The sequence below is a fragment of the Spirosoma sordidisoli genome, from assembly GCF_004138325.1.
Lineage (GTDB): Bacteria > Bacteroidota > Bacteroidia > Cytophagales > Spirosomataceae > Spirosoma > Spirosoma sordidisoli.
Genome location: NZ_SBLB01000011.1, coordinates 106,775 through 125,753 on the forward strand (window position 1 = coordinate 106,775; position 18,979 = coordinate 125,753).

Here is an 18,979-nt window from a genome sequence, read left to right on the forward strand (position 1 = left end):
TCAGCACGTCTCTACAATCAGGTTACTAAGCCAGTCGGTATGCGTTGTCAGCCGACTGGCTTATTCATTAAAAAACGAGTCATAACCAGCCCGATTGCGTAAACGGACCTGTTTTGGTATATCAGATCGGGCAAAAATCCGTTATATTTGACGCCCACTGAATCAACGCCGGAGTGCGTTTTTAGCGATTCAGGGGCCGACCCCAAAGCCGACGAGTCCGGGCAGTAATGTCTTCCCAAGGCGAGCCTTTCCTGTTCCGGACCTAACCGAGCATTACTGAATAAAACGCATGAGTGAAGACAGGGAGCGATTCCGCGCTATCCGACACGCTTTTGGCGCATTCCGGCGACGAATTCGACACCGTCGGGCGCAGTTTGGCAGTGTGAGACGAGGAGTTAGTCAAACTATTTATAAGCAAACAACCCGCCTGGCGGGCGAAGAACGGGTTAATTCATGGACCCAGACCTACCGGGATTACCGCGAGCGGCTCCGCTCCTTTGTTCATCAGTACATTGATCCCGACGCCTGGTATTATCCGTACCTAAAAAACGGCATTCGCTGGACCCTGATCAGCGCCCTGATGCTGGGGGTTTACGTGTTCATCATCAACTACAATTTTCTGTACCTGACCGGCGAGATGCCGAGCGTGATTGAACTCGCCAACCCGAAGCTGAACCAGGCTTCCGAAATTTATTCGCAGGATGGCGTGATGATCGGTAAATTCTATGCCGAAAACCGAACCCCCATCAAGTATCAGAACATCCCGAAACCACTCATCAACGCCCTGATTGCTACTGAAGATGCCCGGTTCTACGATCATGGCGGCATCGATCCGCGGGCTATTGGCCGGGCTTTGATCAGCCTCGGACGCGACGGGGGCGGCTCTACCATTACCCAGCAGCTGGCCAAAAACCTGTTCAAGACCCGGCGCAAATCGAATTCGGGGCTGCTGACCCGAATTCCCTTTCTCCGTAAGGTAGTGTACAAATCGAAGGAATGGCTGATGGCGCTCAAACTGGAGCGAAACTTCTCCAAAGAAGAGATCATCACCTACTATTTCAATACGGTCGACTTTGGCAGCAATGCGTTCGGATTGAAGACCGCAGCCCGAACGTTTTTTAATAAAGCCCCCGACAGCCTCAACATTCAGGAAGGCGCCGTACTGGTCGGCTTACAGAAAGCAACGACCAATTATAACCCGCTCCGGAATCCGAAACGGTCGAAAGAACGGCGGAATGTCGTGCTGGGCCAGATGGCCAAATACAAATTTTTGACCCGGCAACAGGCCGACTCGATCAGCGCACTCCCCCTCGTAACCGACTACACGCCCGAAAATCCTTACTCGGGCCCGGCCAGTTACCTGAAGAACGCCGTACTCGATTACGTAAAGAAGTGGGCCGAAGAAAACGATAACGGGTACGACCTGTATACGGACGGCCTGCGCATTGTTACGACCATCGACTCGCGCATGCAGACCTATGCTGAAGAAGCCACCAGCGAAAAGATGAAAGCGCTGCAACGGACCTTCGATAACCACTGGCGCGGCCGAAATCCCTGGACCGACGAAGATGGCAACGAACTACCGGGATTTATCGATTCGGTAGCCCGCCGTACCGAGCGCTACAAAGTGCTGGCCAAACGGTTTCCGCTCGACCCCGATTCGGTCACCTATTACATGAAGGTCAAGAAGTACAAGATGCGGGTGTTCAGCTGGAACAGCAAACGCGGGTACGACTCGACCGAAATGACGCCCTACGATTCTATCTCGTATTACAAGCGGTTTCTGCAATCGGGCATGGTAGCTATGGACCCGCATACGGGCTACATTCGGGCCTGGGTCGGTGGCCTGAACTACGATTATTTCAAGTACGACCACGTCAAGCAGGGCAAGCGGCAACCGGGATCTACCTTTAAACCGTTTGTCTACACGACCGCTATCGACGATACGCTGATTAACCTCGGCCCCTGCGACCGTATTCAGGATCGGCCATTCCGGAAGGCTTACCGCGAAAACGGCGAAGAAAAGGTCTGGGAACCCCGCAACTCGACGGGCTATTACACTTATTCGGAAATGACCCTGCGCCGGGCTATGGCCCGTTCGGTGAACTCCATCACCGCTAAACTTACCGACGACGTGGGGCCTGAGCGGGTCGTCGAGTACGCCCACCGGATGGGAATCAAGAGTAAGCTGGCGGCCGTTCCGTCCGTTGGGCTGGGATCGTCGGATGTGTCGCTGTACGAGCTGGTAGGTGCTTACTGTACGTTTATCAACGACGGAGAAGCCATCGAACCCATGATTGTGCAGCGCATCGAAGACCGCGACGGGGTCGTGATCGAAACGTTCCAGACCCAGCGTCGGCGGGCCATCAGTCCTGAAACGGCGTTCCTGATGCGGTATATGCTACAGGGTGGCCTCCAGGAACCCGGCGGCACCTCCCAGAACCTGTGGTCGTTTAACCTGTTCAAGAATCGGCACGAAATGGGCGGCAAAACCGGAACCACATCCAATAACTCCGACGGCTGGTTTGTTGGCGTATCGGATAAACTGGTCGTTGGCGCCTGGGTCGGTGGTGATGACCGAAGTATTCACTTCCGCTCAACCGATCTCGGCGAGGGGGCCAAAACAGCGCTGCCGCTGGTTGGCCGATTCCTGGAAAAGGTATATGCCGATAACAAGTTCCGGAACCTGCAGGGGCCATTTGCCAAACCAGCCGTTCCGATCACCAAAGATTATCAGAACTGCTACTCGTACGAAGACGAAAGCGCTGCCGAATCGGACTCGACCGATGTATCGGGTGAATCGGACTCGACCTTCGTTCCGACTACCCCCGCCCCTGACGCCACTACCCCCCCCGATACAAGCGGGACCCCCTAACTGACCATCTGGTCAATTTATACTGCCGACCGCCGAACCGCATCCCCCATGCGACATCGGCGGTCGGTTGCGTTTGCGGCCATTCTACCTTTCTATATCAGCATAGTCTATATGACAACTAGCTGTTAATCAGACCCCTGCTTTCTCCCTGCTTTTTTTTCGATATACGCAAAGTTGGTATCTTGGGCATGAAACCCCTGTATCCTGCACCATGAGCCCTTTCTACTATCTGCTAACAGCCCTGTGGCTATTACCTCTTTCTGCTTTTTGCCAGTCGGATCCTCAACTGGTTCTGAATACCAACGGGCATCAGGGGCTCATTCGGGATATTGCGGTTACCAACGATGGTCGGTTTATTATTTCGGCTGGCGATGATAAGGTTATCCGGATCTGGAACGCGCAAACCGGCCTATTGACCGAAGAAATCAGGGGGCAGCAGAGCGAAGGCAGTTTAGGGAAGATTTTTGCGATGGCCCTGTCGCCCGACAACCGCTGGCTGGCCGTAGGAGGCTGGCTTAAAAACGGCGATTCTGTCGATGATAACTTTCTGCGGCTCTACGATTTTCAGAAACGCGAGTTAAAAGCCCTGCTCAAAGGACATACGGATGTGGTTCACTGCCTGAAATTCTCTAATGACTCCCGGCACCTGGTTTCGGGCTCCAGCGATAATACAGCCATGGTCTGGGACATGACCCAGACTAACGGCAGCAAAGGTACCACGCCTGCACAAGTTTTACGGGGACATACCCGACCAGTCTACGACGTGGCCATGCAAGGAAATTTGGTAGTCAGCGCATCGTACGATAAAACCATCAAATTCTGGACTTTAGCCGACGGCAGGGCTTATGCCAGCAGTGACGTCCACGACGCCCAGTGTGATGTAGTAGCCATCTCTCCTGACGGCCAGACCATTGTTTCGGGTGGTGATGATAACCGGCTTGCTATTCATAATCGAGCCGGGCAGGTAATACAGACCATCGATAACAGAAACTCCCCCAGCGTCATTCGTTTTTCGCCCGATGGGCAACGCTTCTTATGCGGCCGGTACAGCAACTACAACCTCGACCCTGTATGTAAACTGTATAAGCTAAGCAATAAGCGCTGGGAGCTGGAAACAAGTTTTAAAGGGTTTGACAATACAGTTACTGCCGTAGCTTTTCTTGATAATAACACCGTTGTCATAGGCGGGGGCAGCAACCAGGAGATCAACATCGGTAAAACAAGCGGGACAGTGGTTCGCAGACTTCTCGCCATGGGCAAAACGGTATTTGCCACGGGCATTAGCCAGAAGATCCTGGCCTTCACCACCACGTTCACTCAGAATAAAGGACGGTCAACATTAACCACACAGTTCGATCTCATTAACCGGCAGCTAAGCCCGCTGCCCCCTGGTACAGAAGTAGCCGGGCCAATTCTGAATCAAGGTGACTATTCGCTGACCCACCAAGCGGGGGGGCTTTATGGATTCGACGATGCCGTACTGCAGCTCCGTCAGGCTAACAAAACCAGTGCGAGCATCACTCGTGGCAGTACAGATGGATACCGACACAACTGCTATGGATTTGGCCCGAATCAAACCATCGTGTCGGGGGGTAGCAATGGCCGGTTGTATATGTATGACTTCTCCGGAAAGGTGCTGAGCGAGTTTATGGGGCATACATCCGATCTACGCGGTATCAGTGTTTCGGCCGATGGCCAGTGGCTGGTGTCGGGGGGCGAAGATCAGGTGATCAAACTATGGCCACTGGCTGAGGTGGGTAAAAAAACAGTCATTGAGCCACTGCTGTCGCTCTTTGTCGGCACCGACAACGAATGGGTCTTATGGCATCCGTCGGGGTATTACGATGCCTCGCCCGACGGCGAAAAATACATGGGCTGGCATATCAACCGGGGCTATGATCAGATTGCCAGTTATTACCCGGCTACCAGCTTTCGCAAAAAATTTTACCAGCCTCAATTTATCACCCGGTTGGTTGAAACGGGGAGTCTGGCGGCCGCCCAGCAAACGCTCACGACGGGGCGGCTGGAAAATATACGGCTGCTGCATCCGCCGGAGGTCAGCTGGCAAATACCGGCCAGTCGGTTTGTTACCACCGACGCAGCCACCTACCGGCTAACCGCCCTGATCGAATCAGCCTCGCCGGTGCAGCTGGTCAAGGTACTGGTAAACGGGCGATCGGGCTACGAACGGCGGGGCGCCAGCGTAGCGGCCGGATCGACATCGTTCAGCGAACTGGTTTCGCTCACAACGGGCGATAACGAACTCGAAATTCTGGTACGCAATGCCGACGGCGAGGTATCGTCGGAGAAACGGACGGTCACCTACCAGCCCGCCCGAACCGAAGAGTTGTTTAAACCAACGCTCTATGTACTGACAATCGGCGTTTCTTCGTATCAGGAAACCCAGCTGAATCTGCGCTTCGCCCACCGCGATGCCGAAGCGCTGGCAACAGCCTTTTCCAAGCAGTCGGGCGGGTTATTCAGGCAGGTCATTTCTACCGCCATAACGAACGAGAAAGCCACCGGCCGGGGCATCAAGAAAGCGCTGACAGAACTGAAGCGAGCCGCTACGCAACGCGATCTGGTCATCGTCAGTCTGGCCGGACACGGGGTCAACACGGCCAATAACACCTTCTATTTTCTCCCCTACGACGTAGAGACGTCAGATATAGAAGCCACGGCCCTGAAATACTCGGACCTGACCGATGTACTGGGTAGCCTGCCCTGTAAAGTGCTGGCTTTTGTGGATGCCTGCCACGCCGGCAACCTGGTTAAAGCCGGCGTACAGCGTCGGGATCTCGAACCTAACCTGGGGGAGTTTGTGCGCGAACTCATCTCCGACGATGTAGGGGTTGTTGTGATGAGTGCCTCAACGGGTAAAGAAACCTCGCAGGAGTCGGCAGACTGGCAGCAGGGGGCGTTCACCAAAGCCGTACTGGAAGGTTTATCGGGCCGGGCCGAGATAACCAAAGACGGTGTCATCAGCTTGAGCGAACTGGACCGTTACGTGACGGAGCGGGTGAAGCAACTCACCAACGGTCTGCAACATCCAGTAACCTATAACGAAGGCCGAATTCCGAACAGCCTGCCGCTATGCGTTATCAAATAAATTTAACCAGGCGGGCCAATCCCCTACTCATTTCGCCAGCCCAATCGGTCCGCGTACTGCGCGCCAGTCCCCAGGGCACAAAAAAGCCCGACTCCTTACTTAGTCGGAGTCGGGCGAACGTTGAACGGGTGTGAATAAAATCGGAAAGCCTCAGATTATCACAAACAGGATCAGGACGATGTGCTTACGACATAGGCTCAATGGCGTAGAGCAGAACCGTTGTGTTTGTGTTACATTTGATTATTCCCGGAGAACAGAAAAAGTAACAGGCCCCCATGAAAAAATGGCCACTTTTTGCATGAAGCCTCTCAACCTACAAGCTAACCTTCTCATTGTCACCGTTTTTTTCTTTCTGAATTTTTTCACAAAACTGCCCGAGCCATCAAGCCAGGCCCAACGGGTCTATGCCAATTTGCTGCGGGCCATGGGCAACCCGCCCCATCCGCCAGTACTCCGCCGGCTGCCGCGGGGATCGGCGCAGCAGGGTGGCTCGCTGGTTTACCGGCCGGGAACGCCGGCCCACATCGACCTCAGCGACGATGTGCTGGATCTGTGCCGTACGTTCGGGCCTGATGCCGATGCGGCCCTGGCCTGTCTGCTGGGACACGAGCTGGCCCATTTCCAGTACCGGCATGGCCAAAAGCAAGGCTTCTTCTCACCCGTTGTCATGCCCAACGGAGCCGCCTATTCGTCAGAAAATCTGGAAGCGCTGGCCGACCGATCGGGCGTCTTTCTGGCCTATCTGGCCGGGTACGATGCATTTACGATTGCGCCCGCCGTATACAGAAAACTATACGATACCTTTCGGCTCCCTAACCAGATAGCGGGCTACCCCAGCCGCAGCCAGCGGTTGCAGATGGTAAGCGACACCACGGCTCGCGTACGCGAACTGGCCCATTATTTCGAACTGGGTGAAATTCATTACCTCCTGCTCGACTACGCAGCGGCCGGCCAGGCTTTTTCTACGCTGGTAGCCCGCTACCCTACGGCTACGATTCTGAATAACCTGGGAGCCATCAAGCTCAACCAGGCGCTGGCTCAGATGGCGCCCGCGCGGGATGATCCGCGCTTGCGGTTTGCTTTTCCGGTCGAGTTTGATGCCGATAACCGACTGCTGGCCAATCCGCGCCGGGGTGAGCCGGTACCATACCGCCCGCTGCTGGCCGACGCCCGGCATCTGTTCAGTACCGCCCTGGCCCGGCAGCCTGGTTACCAGGCCGCCACCCTCAATCTGGCACTCACGTTTTATCTGCTGAACGAAACCGAAAAAGCGTACCAAACCCTGATGGCGAGTCGCACCGCCAGTCGGCCCCTGTCGGCTAATGGATTGCTGCTGCTGGCCGTCATTGAGGCCGACCGCAGCAAACCCGCCGAGGCTCAGCGGCTGTTTCGCCAGGCAGCAGCGCAGGGCGCTTTTCGGGCAACCGACAACATGCGGCTCTACGAAGAATCACAAAAACCCGGCTGGCAACGCTACTGGAACCGGCTCGTGGCCAACCGCCAGTCGACCCAAACCGCCAGCAGGCCCTCGCCGGTCGATCGGCTCCGCCCGGCTCCCCGGTTACCGCTACAGCCGCTCCCCTCTGGCGGACGGTATGCCCGCACCGATTCACTGACGCTGTACGAACTGTCTATTGAAGAAAACAACAAACCACGGTGGTACCGCGTGGTTAAAAGCAATCGGTTGGGGCTGGCCGACTTACCGATTGGCAGCCCTCGTTCGCGCCTGTCGGCCTACGGACCGCCCTCGGCCGACGTAGCTGGCGCGCGGGGAAGCCGATTCTACGGATACCGCCGGGGTAACAGTCGCCTGTTTCTGGAATTCAGGAGCGAGCAGCTGGTGAGCTGGCTGGCCGTAACCCCTATTTGATCGGCACCAGCGGTTTACGCCCACCGTACGTATCGCGGTCGAGCCGGTACGTGCGGCCCTGTGGGTCGGTCAGCAAAAAGCCGCCCTGCTGCGGGTCGTCGCGCAGCTGCCACCGGGCCTCGCTGGCAGGCAGCTCCGTCAGGTGCAGGTGCAGTCCGTCCGGATCGCTGCTGTATTCGCCGGAAGCCGGACCGTCGGTGCTGAAGGTAACCGGAAAGGTGGTCAGCTTATCGGGCGCCGGAGTACCGTCTACCCCAAAGCCACGCTGCGCATAGGGAATCTGGGTCGAGAGCGTGTCTGGTCCGGACAGATACCGGAACCCCAGCCAGCCGAGTCCTGCCACCAGCAACAGCGTAGCCACCGCCCGCAACCAGGTTTGCTGCCACCACGGGCGCACCGGCCGGGACCGACCCGGCCCCGACGATACAGGCGTGGTTAGCCCTTCGCTGATCAGTCGATCAACCAGATCGTAATCCTTGCTGGTCTGCTCCCGGTCAAACTGCTGATTCAGGGCAGACTGCATGAGTACATCGGCCCTGAAATCGGCATCGTCGGTCATTTTCTGCCTGACGGCCTGCCGCCCCGACTCATCGAGTTGTCCGGCCAGATACGCGTCAATAATAGCCCATTTGTTCTGGTCGGTAATCATAATGCTGCGTTCTTCATTTTTTCTGTCAAACAATCCCGCAACCGGCTACGGCTTTCGTTCAGCCGAACGCTGGCCGTGTGCGCATTGGTATAGCCTGCTCTGGCGGCAATTTCGGTCATATCCAGGTCATCGAAGACCGCCTGTACCTCGTCCATTGACATAGTTTTCAACTCCTGCTCACTCCAGTATTTGTACCGCAGGCGAAACAACAGCTGACGGGCCGCACCGAGTCGGCTGAAACAATCGGCCAGCCAGGTCCGGAACCTCGAAACTTCAATTTGGATGGTGCCGGAACGGCCGTCGGTTGTCGTCACCGGCAGGTCAATGCTGATCGGTTCGTCATCGGCGGTTGTCAGGGGCCAGGTCATAGTACCCATATCGGCCTCATCGACAGTAAGGAATGTGGTTTCCAGCCAGTTCGTTTGCTCAACCGGGTCAGTGCGTTCCTGCCGAAGCTGATGCAGGGCTTTGAAACGGGCAATGCTGATCAGGCAGGTCGACAACAGCGCTTCGACCGGCTTTCTGTCGGCCAGGTTGGTGAAGAAGGCAGCAAACGAGTCATTGAGTACTTCGTCGGCAACGTCGGTCGTCCGGAACCGGAACTGCGCCAGGTAGCGGGCTACGGCCTCCCGGTTTTCGGCCATGATTCGGCTCATCGCTGACGTTTGCTGAGCCGGACTTCCGTCAGCGGCCAGCCAGCTCAGGACCTGCTCGCGGGTAACGCGCCGGGCAAACAGGGATGGATTCAGTCGTTGTTTGGTTGCCTTCCGTCGAATGATCAGGCAGGTGGCCAGGGTCTGACGAAGAATAGCCGCAGCAGCCTGGCCGGGCAGATCAGCAAATTCATTGGCCAGTGTTTTGGTAACAACGGGCGCAATCTGACGAACAAAGGCTTCGTCGGAAGGTACAGATGTGGACATCAGGTGTGGAACAGAAGGCTACTGTCCAAAGCTACTAAAAAAACCGCCATACTACACTCCCGTAGTATGGCGGCTATCGTTAACTAACCTCCACCTGGAGGTTTTGTTGGTTTTTCTGGGGGGTCTTCGTCGAAAGTCGTTGTTCTGACGGCTGGTTTAGCCTCACCCGGAGCGGGGTCAACCGCAACTGATTCACAGGCACCCATGGCCAGCATCAACACGACCCCGAACATACCCACCCAACCCGAAGCCGAAGCCAATGGTCGTTTGTTCATGTTATTACCCTTGCGGGCGTTTTGGGGTTTGTTGAAGGCTGGCTCCGGGGACGTCCGCTAAAAAGCTTTCGGAGCTGGCTTTCGAGAGTAGATTGCAGGGGGCGGAAAAAAATCACACCCCCCACTCACTATTTCCGTTACTTTTCCGGCAAAAGGAGAATATCCCAGTAAACAGTCACCCTACCGCATGTCGAGTGCCGATCAGACCTTATACGAAGCCATATGCTCCGACGACAAACGTCGGGTTGAGTGGGCCACCCACCAGCTAACCCATAAAGTCAAAGCGGTCATTCGTCGGCATGTGCTGGACAACTCGGGCAGTGAAGAAGATGCTGCTGATCTCACCCAGGAAACGGTACTGGCGGTATGGGCTCAGCTGCGTTCGGGCCACTACCAGCCCCGGGCAGAGGCAACGCTGGATGCGTACGTGTATAAGGTGATGCGCAACAAATGGCTCAAGGTCCTCAAGCGTCGGAAACAGGTGGGCCTGCTGAGCCAGTTCGACGACCTGACCGAAGAGCCCACGGCCGAGGATAAACCCGAACGGCTGGCTACACTGCAGCAGGCCTTCAGCCAGTTGGGCGAAGCCTGCCAGGAGCTGTTGCAGCTGTTTTACTGGGACGATTTATCGTTCGATGAGATTGCTCACCGGGTCAACGCTTCGGCCAAAGCGGCCAAAGTGCGTAAGTATCGGTGCATGCTATACCTGGGGGCGCTGCTCCGGGGCGAAAAACGGGACGGCAACGAATAAAAAGGCGAAAAACCTGTAATCGATGAAGTACTTCAGTACTATTGATCTGAACCAGCTAGTATCTATCCAACATGCGACCAACTAATCAACTTGAGCAATGGGAGTGGATGGAAGCCTACCACCGGGGTACGCTATCCGCCGACGAACGACTTATTTTCGAGCAGGAACTCAAACGCGACCCTGATTTCAGCCGGGAGTGTGCTCAGCTGCTCGCAGCCGATAAAGCGCTGCGTGAACTGGCCCTGGCCAAAACAGTCCGGAACGCCGTTCGTGCCGAACTGGCTGCGCCCCCTAAACCCATCCAGCGTCTTCGGCTCGGGCGGGGCAGGCTGGCCAGTGTGCTGGTAGCCTGCGTCCTGCTGGTCATCAGCTACCTGACCTTCAGCCAGGTCGATCTGGAAAGCTACCGCCAGGATGTGACCCTGACGCAGCGCTACCGCGAATCGGAAGACGATGTAGCCGGGCCTGACCTTACGCCCCAGCAGCGGACTTTTTACCGCGAGTTCTTCGATGCGCAGGCGTATCTGGCCAATGGTCAGCCCCAGCTCGCTATCGGTAATCTGGAAAAGCTGGCGCGGGTAGACAGTCTCCGCCCCTATTTCAAACAGGCCGTACAGTGGCACCTGCTGAATGCCTACCTGCTCAACCGGCAGCCCGACAATGCCGACGCCACGTTCCAGCTGCTCGACCAGAGCGGCCAGTCCGTTTATCCCATCAGTACATCGGATCGCTGGAAAGTGTGGTGGCAGATCCGCTGGCAGAAACTCGGCCGCTCAGCGTGAACGACGCCGACGGTACCGGATGTAGCCAGCGATAGCCAATAGCCCGGTTCCCAGAGCAGCCAGCCAGCCGGTTGGCCAGGGACCGGGAACCGGAAAAACGGGCTGGTTAGTCCCCATCAGGACCAGATGCGCCCAGAAGTGGGGCGGGCTAAACGCCCCACCGGACGATTGCTGCTCAATGAACCGCAGCTTGGCCCGCTGTAGGGCCACATCGGTTGGCAGGCCCGACGCCAGCTCTTCGTATAACAGTTGCGAGAGCCGGGCCGTAGTACCATCATGCGCATTCCAGAGTGAAGTGATAACCTGCGGACAGCCCGCCGATGCAAACGCCCGGCTCAGACTCAGCAGGCCCTCGCCCCCGTGCAGACTGCCACTACCCGTTCGGCAGGCAGACAGCACGGCCAGCCGGATATGGCGCAGGTCCAGCAGGCCCAGCTCGTGGGCATACAGCCGGTGTGACGAATCCTGCGGGAAAAACGCGATGTACGAATCGCCGGGGTCGTTGTCGCTGGCCCGGGCGTGGGTGGCCAGGTGAAGAACCTGATGGTCGGGAAATAGTGACAGAAAGGTGGCTTTGCTGGCATTGGCGGCCGTTGAGCGCGTGCCGGCAGCAGACCCGATTTCGGCTTCCGACCGGTCGAGAGACTGGTACCCCCGTTGCTGGATAAGGGTAAGCGTAGCCTGATCAACGGCAAAAGGAGCCATACTGAGTACATCGGGCGAGCCGTCGGGGCGCTGGCGGGGGCTTCTAACGTAGCTGTCCATCGAGTAAGCGTAGGTGATGGCTGCATGCCTGAGCAGGTAATCATCGGGACGCTGTCCCGTCTCCAGCACTTCGAAAGGCAGGTAATGCAGGGGTCCGTCGCGCACAATAACCAGCCGCCGAACGCCGGCCAGGTCGGCCCAGACCGGCCCCAGCACCCGCCTAAACAGAGCCCGGGCAGCGGTATGTCCCGTATACTGAAACGGATCGGGATTTCGGTAGGCTTCATGCCGAACGGTTTCGGCCAGCTGGTTCAGCTGGGCACCGCTGATCGGGAGCAGCATCACCCGAATCTGGTGTTTCTTTACGACAGTCAGCAGTAGCGAGTCAGATGTCAGGCTATACTGTAAAAAAGCCATATCCGGGGCGAGTTGCTGTTGCAGGCGGCTCAGATTGTCGGCTCCCGGTTGGGCCGACGTATAGGGCCGCAGCTTTTGGTACGCCCGATTCCAGACCAGCTCGGCGTTGACCAGTTCCGCATTGACAGCCACGATTCCGGCCCCTGTAGAATGCGCCACATCTCGTTCGGCCCAGGCCGTTTTGGCCGCAGCCAGCCGGTTTTTGGCCCGCTGCACTTCTTCGAGCAGATAGCCCGGCACCCCTGCATAGTCGCGCTGTAAGGCCTGCAGGGTTTCACGCAGTACGGCCGCGCTACCCTGCTCCTGCCGGTGTAACAGTGCGGCCAGGGTGGCCTTGTCGGGCCGTTGTCGGTACTGGGCATACGCTACCGCTACCGCTTCCCGGTAAGCCGGGCGGAGCTTTTCCTGCACGAACAGCTTGGTCAGTTCGGCACTGTAGGATGCCTGCAGCAGATCACTCAGGGCAAAGGCCCGATCATAGGTGAGGTTGGCCAGCTGCAGCGAGTTAGGCATCGTTTTGGCGGCATGCAGCAGGTGGGCTTTCCAGCAGAGCGACTCGAACAGGTCAGGCCCGTTCAGGAAGTCGGTCAGGGCTGGGTTTTGCGCCGGATCGGTAGCCCGAAAGCGCAAACTGTTGGCCTGCATAGCCTGCTGGATAAACGTTAGCGCCCCCGATACGTCCTGCTGCAGCCAGGCCATCCGGCTCAGCGCCATCAGCCCCCGCCACCCGACCCGGCTCGACCCGCCCAGCCGCTGCCCTGTGGCAACAGAGCGCGCAAAAAATGTTCGGGCGCGGCCTAACTGCTGCTGCTGCTCCCAGTACTTACCCAACGACTGATCGAGGTAGGCAGACAGTTCGGCGCCGTCGGTACCGGCCTGTTTGACCAGCCGCTCCGTTTCGCGTATGAACACCCAGACAGAATCGGTCCGTTGCCGCTGTAGCCGACACTCGATCAGGCCCAGCAATAGCCAGCCCCGATTCAGGTCGGGCGTTTTATAGTGACGGACCGATGCGGTATAGAGCGAGTCGGCCCGACCGAGCTGCCCCAGTTGCCGGTAAAACAGCGCGAACTGATTCTCGGCAATGGCCTGCCGGGCCGGGGTGGTGTGGCGAGCCAGGAGTAGCAGCCGTTTCTGGAAACACCGCTCGGCCTGTCGGTAGTCGCCCTGCTCTACGGAAGCGGTACCCCGATTGCCCCAGTAGGCAGCCACATAAGTGCGGGCCTCACGCTCCAGCGCCGGGCGAACCAGCAGCAGCGAATCGGCGCGTTGCCAGAACCAGCGCAGCGAATCGGGACGGTTTCGCTGGTGGTACATTTCGCCCAGACTGGCCCATAGTTTGAAGCGGGTGCTATCGGCCAGCGGAGTCAGCGGCAGACCCGCCCGGCAGACAGTAGTAGCCCGGCGATAGTCATCGTTTACGTAGTAGACCGTAGCCTCGTCGACCAGACTATTGGCCGCCAGGTCAAACTTCCCCTGCTGCCGGGCCAGCTTCTGAACCTGACCAAACAACCGCAGGGCTTCGGCAGGCTGCTGTCGATAGATAGCATTAGCCCGCTGCCGCAAACTGTCGGCCGACTGACCATGCCCGGCCATCGACCCCAGGCATAGCAGTACGAGGACGTACCACGTCCAGCCAGAACCACTGCTATTCATAAGCGTACGCAAAGCAATATAAAGAGAGGCTGTTCCCGTGGGTGAAATTAAGCAATAGTCCAGTACGCTGCATAGCCCGCAGCAGGTCGCTTCTGTTATAAATATTTAATCTACATAAATACCAGTCTATATCCACCCACCCCATCGAGCCTGGCAACCCGCTGCCCGGACGAAAGGAGCAGGCTATAATCAGCCGTATTACAGATAGTGATTATAACTTATAGAGAAAGTATAGTTAACATATTAATTACCAAAGGAATAGCTGTTACTTTTTTGTCGATTCCGGTATTTACAGGTAGAAATACAACGCTTACTCAATTCACCAGTCTGTTTTTTGCATTCTTGTCTGATTACGTGCTTCTTACGCCGATCAAATCCCGTTTCTATCTATTACCTTATCTAGTTTACTCCATGAAAGCACAACTCGTTTTTATTGCCTGCCTGCTGATCGCTCTGGTCGGCACCACCACCGTTGCGCAGGACAAGCCTGACAAAAATGTGACCGTAACGGGCAAGGCTGTCCCGAAAACGCGGGGCGCCAATCCTAACATCAAAAAAGACGTGCCCACCACGGATGTACCCGTTCCCAGACCGGCCAAAACCCGGGGCGCCTTATGCCGGGTTAAGTTTGATAACTATACCGGCCTGTACATCAAGATTTACGTCGACGGTGACTACAAAGGCACGCTGGCCCCCTGGGACGACGGCACGGTAACGGTTGGGTCAGGGTATACGACCATTTACTGCGTCTCTACGGGCGGCACCCGCGAGTGGAGCGCATCGGGCGACTGCCGCGAAAATTACGTGTACACCTTACGCTAGCATCAGCCAGCGCAGTACGCACGATTTTTTGTCGGGAAGGGGGCCTGCCTCCTTCCCGATCCTCCTGTACCGCTCATCTCAATCCGTATGAATCTCCACCCGAACCGCATCGTGCGAGCTGGCTGGGCGGCTTTGGTCGGCCTGCTGCTCCTGGTAAATCCCCTGTTTGCGCAAACCAAACGAGCCCTCGTCATTGCTATTGGAAAATACCCGGGAGCCAGTGGCTGGCAGTCGATCAGCTCGGCCAACGACATACCGCTGATCCGGGCGGCACTGGCCTATCAGAAATTCACGGACGTAACGGTGCTGCAGGATGACAAAGCGACCAAAACCGGTATCATCAACGCCCTCAACACGCTGATTGGTCAGTGCCGGCCCGGCGATCAGGTCGTTATTCATTTTTCGAGCCACGGGCAGCAGATTTCCGACGACTCGAACGACGAGCTGGATGGGTACGACGAAGCGATTGTCTGTTACGGAGCCCCGGCCAGCGCCAGCGCCAAACCCAACTACGACGGTAGTCAGCACCTGCGCGACGACGAACTGAACCAGCTCATCGAGACACTCCGCGGCAAGCTGGGAGCTTCGGGCGACATCCTGCTCATTGCCGACGCCTGCCATTCCGGCACCATCAGCCGGGGCGGTATCGCCAAAATACGCGGCAATAGCCAACCGTTCAACCTGTCGGGCAAAGCCCCCCAGGTCCGGTCAGCGCCGGGTCGTCAGGTGGCCAAACCGTTTCTGGCTCCTTCTCCGGCCCGGGGTGGCGTGGCAACCGGCCTGGCGCCTTACGTGGTGATCTCGGCCGCCAAAGCCGGTGAACTGAATTACGAATACATACTGCCCGATGGGAGCGACAAAGGGGTGGGTTCGCTGTCTTACGTGATCAATAAGGTACTGCGTAGCGTTAACCCCAGCGAAACCTACCGACTGTTATTCAACCGCATCGTTGCCGAAATGAAACTAGTGGCTCCGCAGCAAACCCCGGAGATCGACGGCGACTACGACCGCCAACTGTTTGGTGGCAAAGCGGTGCAACAAGTCCCTTACTACCCGATTCAGCAACTCACCGACAGCGGAAAACAGCTCATCATTGCGGCCGGCCGGCTGGAAACGGTCAACGTCGACACCCAGGTGCGGGTTTGCCCGGCCGGCACGACTGACCCCATGCAGGCTAGTTCGTTTCTATCCGGCACCGTAGTTCAGGCGGGTATGTTTTCGGCCACCATCCGACTCGAAAAACCACTCCCGGCCGATCAGCAACTTAAGCAGTGGGTGTTCGTGACCGAGCGTTCGTTTGGCGACCTCTCCGTAGCCCTCAGTCTGGACAGCCTCCGCAACGGTCCGCTGCGCACGGCCGCCGAAAACGTTCTTAAGGCGCTGCCCCTCGTTAAGCTGACGTCTGTCAAAGCTTCTGAGCTGTACCTGTCCCAGCTCGACTCGGCGGGGGTCAGCTACGCGCTGGTTCGTAAAACAACCGATGGGTTTGTTGTCGGTAAGCCCATACCCGTGAACCGGCCAACCGACGGCGAGACGATCAGCCTGCGGGTCCAGAACTACGCACAGGGCAAATTCCTGCAAACCTACAACCCAAGCTATCCGGGTATCGGCCTCAAGCTGGAACTTATTCCCAGCAAGCCCGGAGGTCGCGACGCCACCGATACCCTAAACCGGGCTGGCTTTTTACAGAACGGATTGATGATGTTTTCACCGACGGACAAAGCATCTGTCAGAATTACCAATACCGGCTCCCTACGCGTCTATTTCAGCCTGATCGATATCCAGCCCGACGGTGGCGTAAGCGTCGTGTTTCCAACCAAAGAAACATCCGTCAATCACGACCTGCCCGAGAATTACGTAATCGAGCCGGGCAAAACGCTCATCATTCCGCGCCGGCTGGACTTTTCGCCCCCCTTTGGTACCGAGACGTTTAAAGTATTGGCCGCGCTGGAAAAGTTTGACCTGCGCAACGTTGTCGGCCTGCGCAGCCTCGATCGGGGCACCCGCGGTCTGAGCAACGTCCTCGAAAAAGTATTTGGCATAGCCCAGCTCGTCATGCGCGGTACCGAAGGCGAGGGAACCCTTCCCGAAACGGCCGTTGGCTCCTTTTCATACCCTTTTCTGATCGTTCCAACCCGCCCGCAATAAGCATTGCCTGACCCGTATGTATCGTCTTTTTCTCTTTCTTGCTCTGCTCATACTGTCGGCCCAGACCCGGGCCCAAAGCTCGTCTGATGTTCTGGAAGACGCGTTGTCAGGTGTTGTTACCGTAGCCGTCTACCAGACGGCCGGTGTCAGTGTCCGGCCCCTGGGCGTGCGGGGCCGGACCGTAAACCCCGAACAGGCCTACGCCAAAGCCCTGAGTCTGGCCGGAGCCAAAAGCAGCGGGTCGGGCTTCGTCATCGAGTTGAATGGCCAGAAATACGTACTCACCAACGCGCACGTTGTCGAGTCAGCCACCGACGCAGCCGGCAGCCTGGCCGTTTTTTCGATCAACCAGCAGAAATACCCCGTCCGGGTGGTGGGGGGCGATGCGCTCTACGACTTTGCGGTACTGGCGTTCACGACTCCACCCGGCCCCGAGTTGACCGCGCTTCCCCTTCGGTCGGCCCCCGCCCGGATCGGCGAGCGCGTTTACGCCATCGGCAACCCGCAGGGCGAGTATCCATATACGGTCACCGACGGTATCATAAGCGCCAAAAACCGGATGCGCGGTGGCCTGACGGGTAAGTTTGGCTTCTTACAGACAACGGCAACCGTCATCTGGGGCAACAGTGGCGGCCCCCTGGTCGACGAGCGGGGGGCTGTATTGGGCATCAACTCGCAGATTGCCTTCGCCAACGGCCCCAGCGGGTCATCGGTATGGCTCTCCCAGATCAATTTCGCCCTGGAGACCTCCGTTGTGCTGCGTCTGCTGAACGACGTGCTGACCAACGACGGGCTGGTCAGGCGGGCGTATCTGGGCCTCGAATTCTCGGAGACGACCCGTATCAGCGACGACGACGAACGCCCCCAGGCCGCCACCACCCAACCCGTACCGGTTTTATCGGGTATCCTGCCCGACTCGCCCGGCAAAGACGCACTCAAAGGCTATGTGGGTCAGACCGTTACGGCCATCAATGGCGAAGGGGTCCGTAACGTGCAGGAAGTACTGGGCATCCTGGAAACCCTACGCCCGGGCAGTATGGTCGCCCTGACGTTTGGCCATGGCCCGTCGGCCACTACGGTTTCCGTGAAAAGCAGCACGCTGACGCCTGTTGAACTGGAATCGGTAGCCCGCTACGTACTGACGTCGAACCGGCTGTCGCTGACGGAGGCCCCCGATGGGATCGCCATTCGTTTTATGCAGAACAACAACACCTATGAACTTGATCGGGAGCGCCGGTACCAGAAAACCCCGGCTGGTTTTGGGCAGAAGCAGATAGCCAGCCCGTCGGCCAATACGCCCAGGGCCGTCACCTACCGGGTTGTGGCAGCGGGGATTCAGTCAGAGCGGGGCAGTAAACTCTGGCGGGTAAGCAAGCTCAGCTACCTCGGTGCCGTTTGTCGGCTGATGGGACTGTCGGGTGTGGTAGATATGGCCGTGGCGGACCCCGACAATCCCGACGACGTGCGTTTTACCCGCCATATGCTATCGGGCGAGCAGGACGTGATCAAAGCCTGTTTGTGGTACTGACTCCGGCCCATTTCTGATCAGGTTCCGGCCCAACAAGGATCAGGGCCGTGGCTGACTCAGGTCAGTACCGGAGCAGGCCCGCCGGTGTTGCTTTGTGGTGTCATACAAACCCAACAACAACCATGGCAACGCTCTCACACGCCACCACCGCAACATCCTCTTCATCGGCTACCACCTGGCTCGCATCTTATCAGCATTTTGTGGCCAGCAACGAGTTTTATCGGGTCGGCTGGGCCGCTGCGGCTCTTATCATTCAGGGCTGTATTCTCTCGCCCGCCCTCCTGCTGACCATGTTCTATTTCGGCGGGGGCGACTGGCAGCTGCTGGTCAGCAACCTCAGCTTTCTGCTGGTGCTGGTCCCTATTTTGTCGGCAATGCCGGTTAAATACATCCTGCCTACCTTCGCGTTCAGCTTTGTGCTGCATGTAGCCATTATCCTGATCAACGTACTGTAGGTCTGCCAATCGCTTCG

Annotated in this window: 12 protein-coding genes; 9 read left to right on the forward strand and 3 right to left on the reverse strand. The window is 57.5% G+C overall.

Annotation, left to right across the window (positions count from 1 at the left end; all coding sequences use genetic code 11):
• Nucleotides 1-289 precede the first annotated feature (289 nt).
• The 3 genes from EQG79_RS27605 to EQG79_RS27615 all read left to right on the forward strand — a co-directional run bounded on the left by EQG79_RS27605 (nt 290) and on the right by EQG79_RS27615 (nt 7,854).
• Nucleotides 290-2,875 (forward strand): penicillin-binding protein 1A, encoded by a 2,586-nt coding sequence (locus EQG79_RS27605; protein WP_129605987.1) that lies wholly within the window; start codon nt 290-292, stop codon nt 2,873-2,875.
• A 211-nt stretch (nt 2,876-3,086) separates the two neighbouring features.
• Nucleotides 3,087-5,984 (forward strand): caspase family protein, encoded by a 2,898-nt coding sequence (locus tag EQG79_RS27610; protein ID WP_129605989.1) that lies wholly within the window; start codon nt 3,087-3,089, stop codon nt 5,982-5,984.
• Between the two features lie 298 nt (nt 5,985-6,282).
• The gene (locus EQG79_RS27615; protein WP_077922013.1) at nt 6,283-7,854 is read left to right on the forward strand and encodes a hypothetical protein; all 1,572 of its coding nucleotides are present in this window, start codon (nt 6,283-6,285) and stop codon (nt 7,852-7,854) included.
• On the opposite strand, the gene EQG79_RS27620 is transcribed toward EQG79_RS27615, so the two are convergent.
• Together EQG79_RS27620 and EQG79_RS27625 are read right to left on the reverse strand one after the other, a co-directional pair.
• Nucleotides 7,847-8,503, reverse strand: a complete 657-nt coding sequence (locus EQG79_RS27620) for an anti-sigma factor (protein ID WP_077922014.1) — start codon at nt 8,501-8,503, stop codon at nt 7,847-7,849. The genes EQG79_RS27615 and EQG79_RS27620 overlap by 8 nt on opposite strands.
• On the reverse strand, nt 8,500-9,423 hold the full coding sequence (locus tag EQG79_RS27625) for a sigma-70 RNA polymerase sigma factor region 4 domain-containing protein (RefSeq protein WP_077922015.1): 924 nt from the start codon (nt 9,421-9,423) through the stop codon (nt 8,500-8,502). The genes EQG79_RS27620 and EQG79_RS27625 overlap by 4 nt, the downstream gene beginning before the upstream one ends.
• 462 nt (nt 9,424-9,885) lie before the next feature.
• Between EQG79_RS27625 and EQG79_RS27630 the strand changes: the two genes are divergently transcribed.
• Nucleotides 9,886-10,449 carry an RNA polymerase sigma factor gene (locus EQG79_RS27630; RefSeq protein ID WP_077922016.1) on the forward strand — a complete coding sequence of 188 codons (564 nt, stop codon included), beginning with the start codon at nt 9,886-9,888 and terminating at the stop codon, nt 10,447-10,449.
• 71 nt (nt 10,450-10,520) lie between these two features.
• On the forward strand, nt 10,521-11,231 hold the full coding sequence (locus EQG79_RS27635; protein WP_129605991.1) for a hypothetical protein: 711 nt from the start codon (nt 10,521-10,523) through the stop codon (nt 11,229-11,231).
• Here the strand turns inward: EQG79_RS27635 and EQG79_RS27640 are convergent.
• Nucleotides 11,223-14,009 (reverse strand): CHAT domain-containing protein, encoded by a 2,787-nt coding sequence (locus tag EQG79_RS27640; RefSeq protein WP_077922018.1) that lies wholly within the window; start codon nt 14,007-14,009, stop codon nt 11,223-11,225. The genes EQG79_RS27635 and EQG79_RS27640 overlap by 9 nt on opposite strands.
• Nucleotides 14,010-14,420: 411 nt before the next feature.
• Between EQG79_RS27640 and EQG79_RS27645 the strand changes: the two genes are divergently transcribed.
• From EQG79_RS27645 to EQG79_RS27660, 4 genes are all read left to right on the forward strand, one after another.
• Nucleotides 14,421-14,831, forward strand: coding sequence for a hypothetical protein (locus EQG79_RS27645; RefSeq protein ID WP_129605994.1), 411 nt, complete (start codon nt 14,421-14,423; stop codon nt 14,829-14,831).
• Between the two features lie 87 nt (nt 14,832-14,918).
• Entirely contained in the window at nt 14,919-16,979 is a 2,061-nt protein-coding gene (locus EQG79_RS27650) for a caspase family protein (protein WP_129605996.1), read from the forward strand.
• Nucleotides 16,980-16,995: 16 nt separating this feature from the next.
• A complete protein-coding gene (locus EQG79_RS27655; RefSeq protein WP_129605998.1) occupies nt 16,996-18,507 on the forward strand; it encodes a S1C family serine protease in 1,512 nt (503 codons plus the stop codon).
• Nucleotides 18,508-18,629: 122 nt separating this feature from the next.
• Nucleotides 18,630-18,962: a hypothetical protein gene (locus EQG79_RS27660; protein WP_077922022.1), complete on the forward strand. Its 333-nt coding sequence runs from the start codon at nt 18,630-18,632 to the stop codon at nt 18,960-18,962.
• Nucleotides 18,963-18,979 lie beyond the last annotated feature (17 nt).

Excerpts from the sequence above, each read along its gene's own strand:
- EQG79_RS27605 (WP_129605987.1), top strand. The coding sequence starts at position 290 with ATGAGTGAAGACAGGGAGCGATTCCGCGCTATCCGACACGCTTTTGGC.
- EQG79_RS27610 (WP_129605989.1), top strand. The coding sequence starts at position 3,087 with ATGAGCCCTTTCTACTATCTGCTAACAGCCCTGTGGCTATTACCTCTT.
- EQG79_RS27615 (WP_077922013.1), top strand. The coding sequence starts at position 6,283 with ATGAAGCCTCTCAACCTACAAGCTAACCTTCTCATTGTCACCGTTTTT.
- EQG79_RS27620 (WP_077922014.1), bottom strand. The coding sequence starts at position 8,503 with ATGATTACCGACCAGAACAAATGGGCTATTATTGACGCGTATCTGGCC.
- EQG79_RS27625 (WP_077922015.1), bottom strand. The coding sequence starts at position 9,423 with ATGTCCACATCTGTACCTTCCGACGAAGCCTTTGTTCGTCAGATTGCG.
- EQG79_RS27630 (WP_077922016.1), top strand. The coding sequence starts at position 9,886 with ATGTCGAGTGCCGATCAGACCTTATACGAAGCCATATGCTCCGACGAC.
- EQG79_RS27635 (WP_129605991.1), top strand. The coding sequence starts at position 10,521 with ATGCGACCAACTAATCAACTTGAGCAATGGGAGTGGATGGAAGCCTAC.
- EQG79_RS27640 (WP_077922018.1), bottom strand. The coding sequence starts at position 14,009 with ATGAATAGCAGTGGTTCTGGCTGGACGTGGTACGTCCTCGTACTGCTA.
- EQG79_RS27645 (WP_129605994.1), top strand. The coding sequence starts at position 14,421 with ATGAAAGCACAACTCGTTTTTATTGCCTGCCTGCTGATCGCTCTGGTC.
- EQG79_RS27650 (WP_129605996.1), top strand. The coding sequence starts at position 14,919 with ATGAATCTCCACCCGAACCGCATCGTGCGAGCTGGCTGGGCGGCTTTG.
- EQG79_RS27655 (WP_129605998.1), top strand. The coding sequence starts at position 16,996 with ATGTATCGTCTTTTTCTCTTTCTTGCTCTGCTCATACTGTCGGCCCAG.
- EQG79_RS27660 (WP_077922022.1), top strand. The coding sequence starts at position 18,630 with ATGGCAACGCTCTCACACGCCACCACCGCAACATCCTCTTCATCGGCT.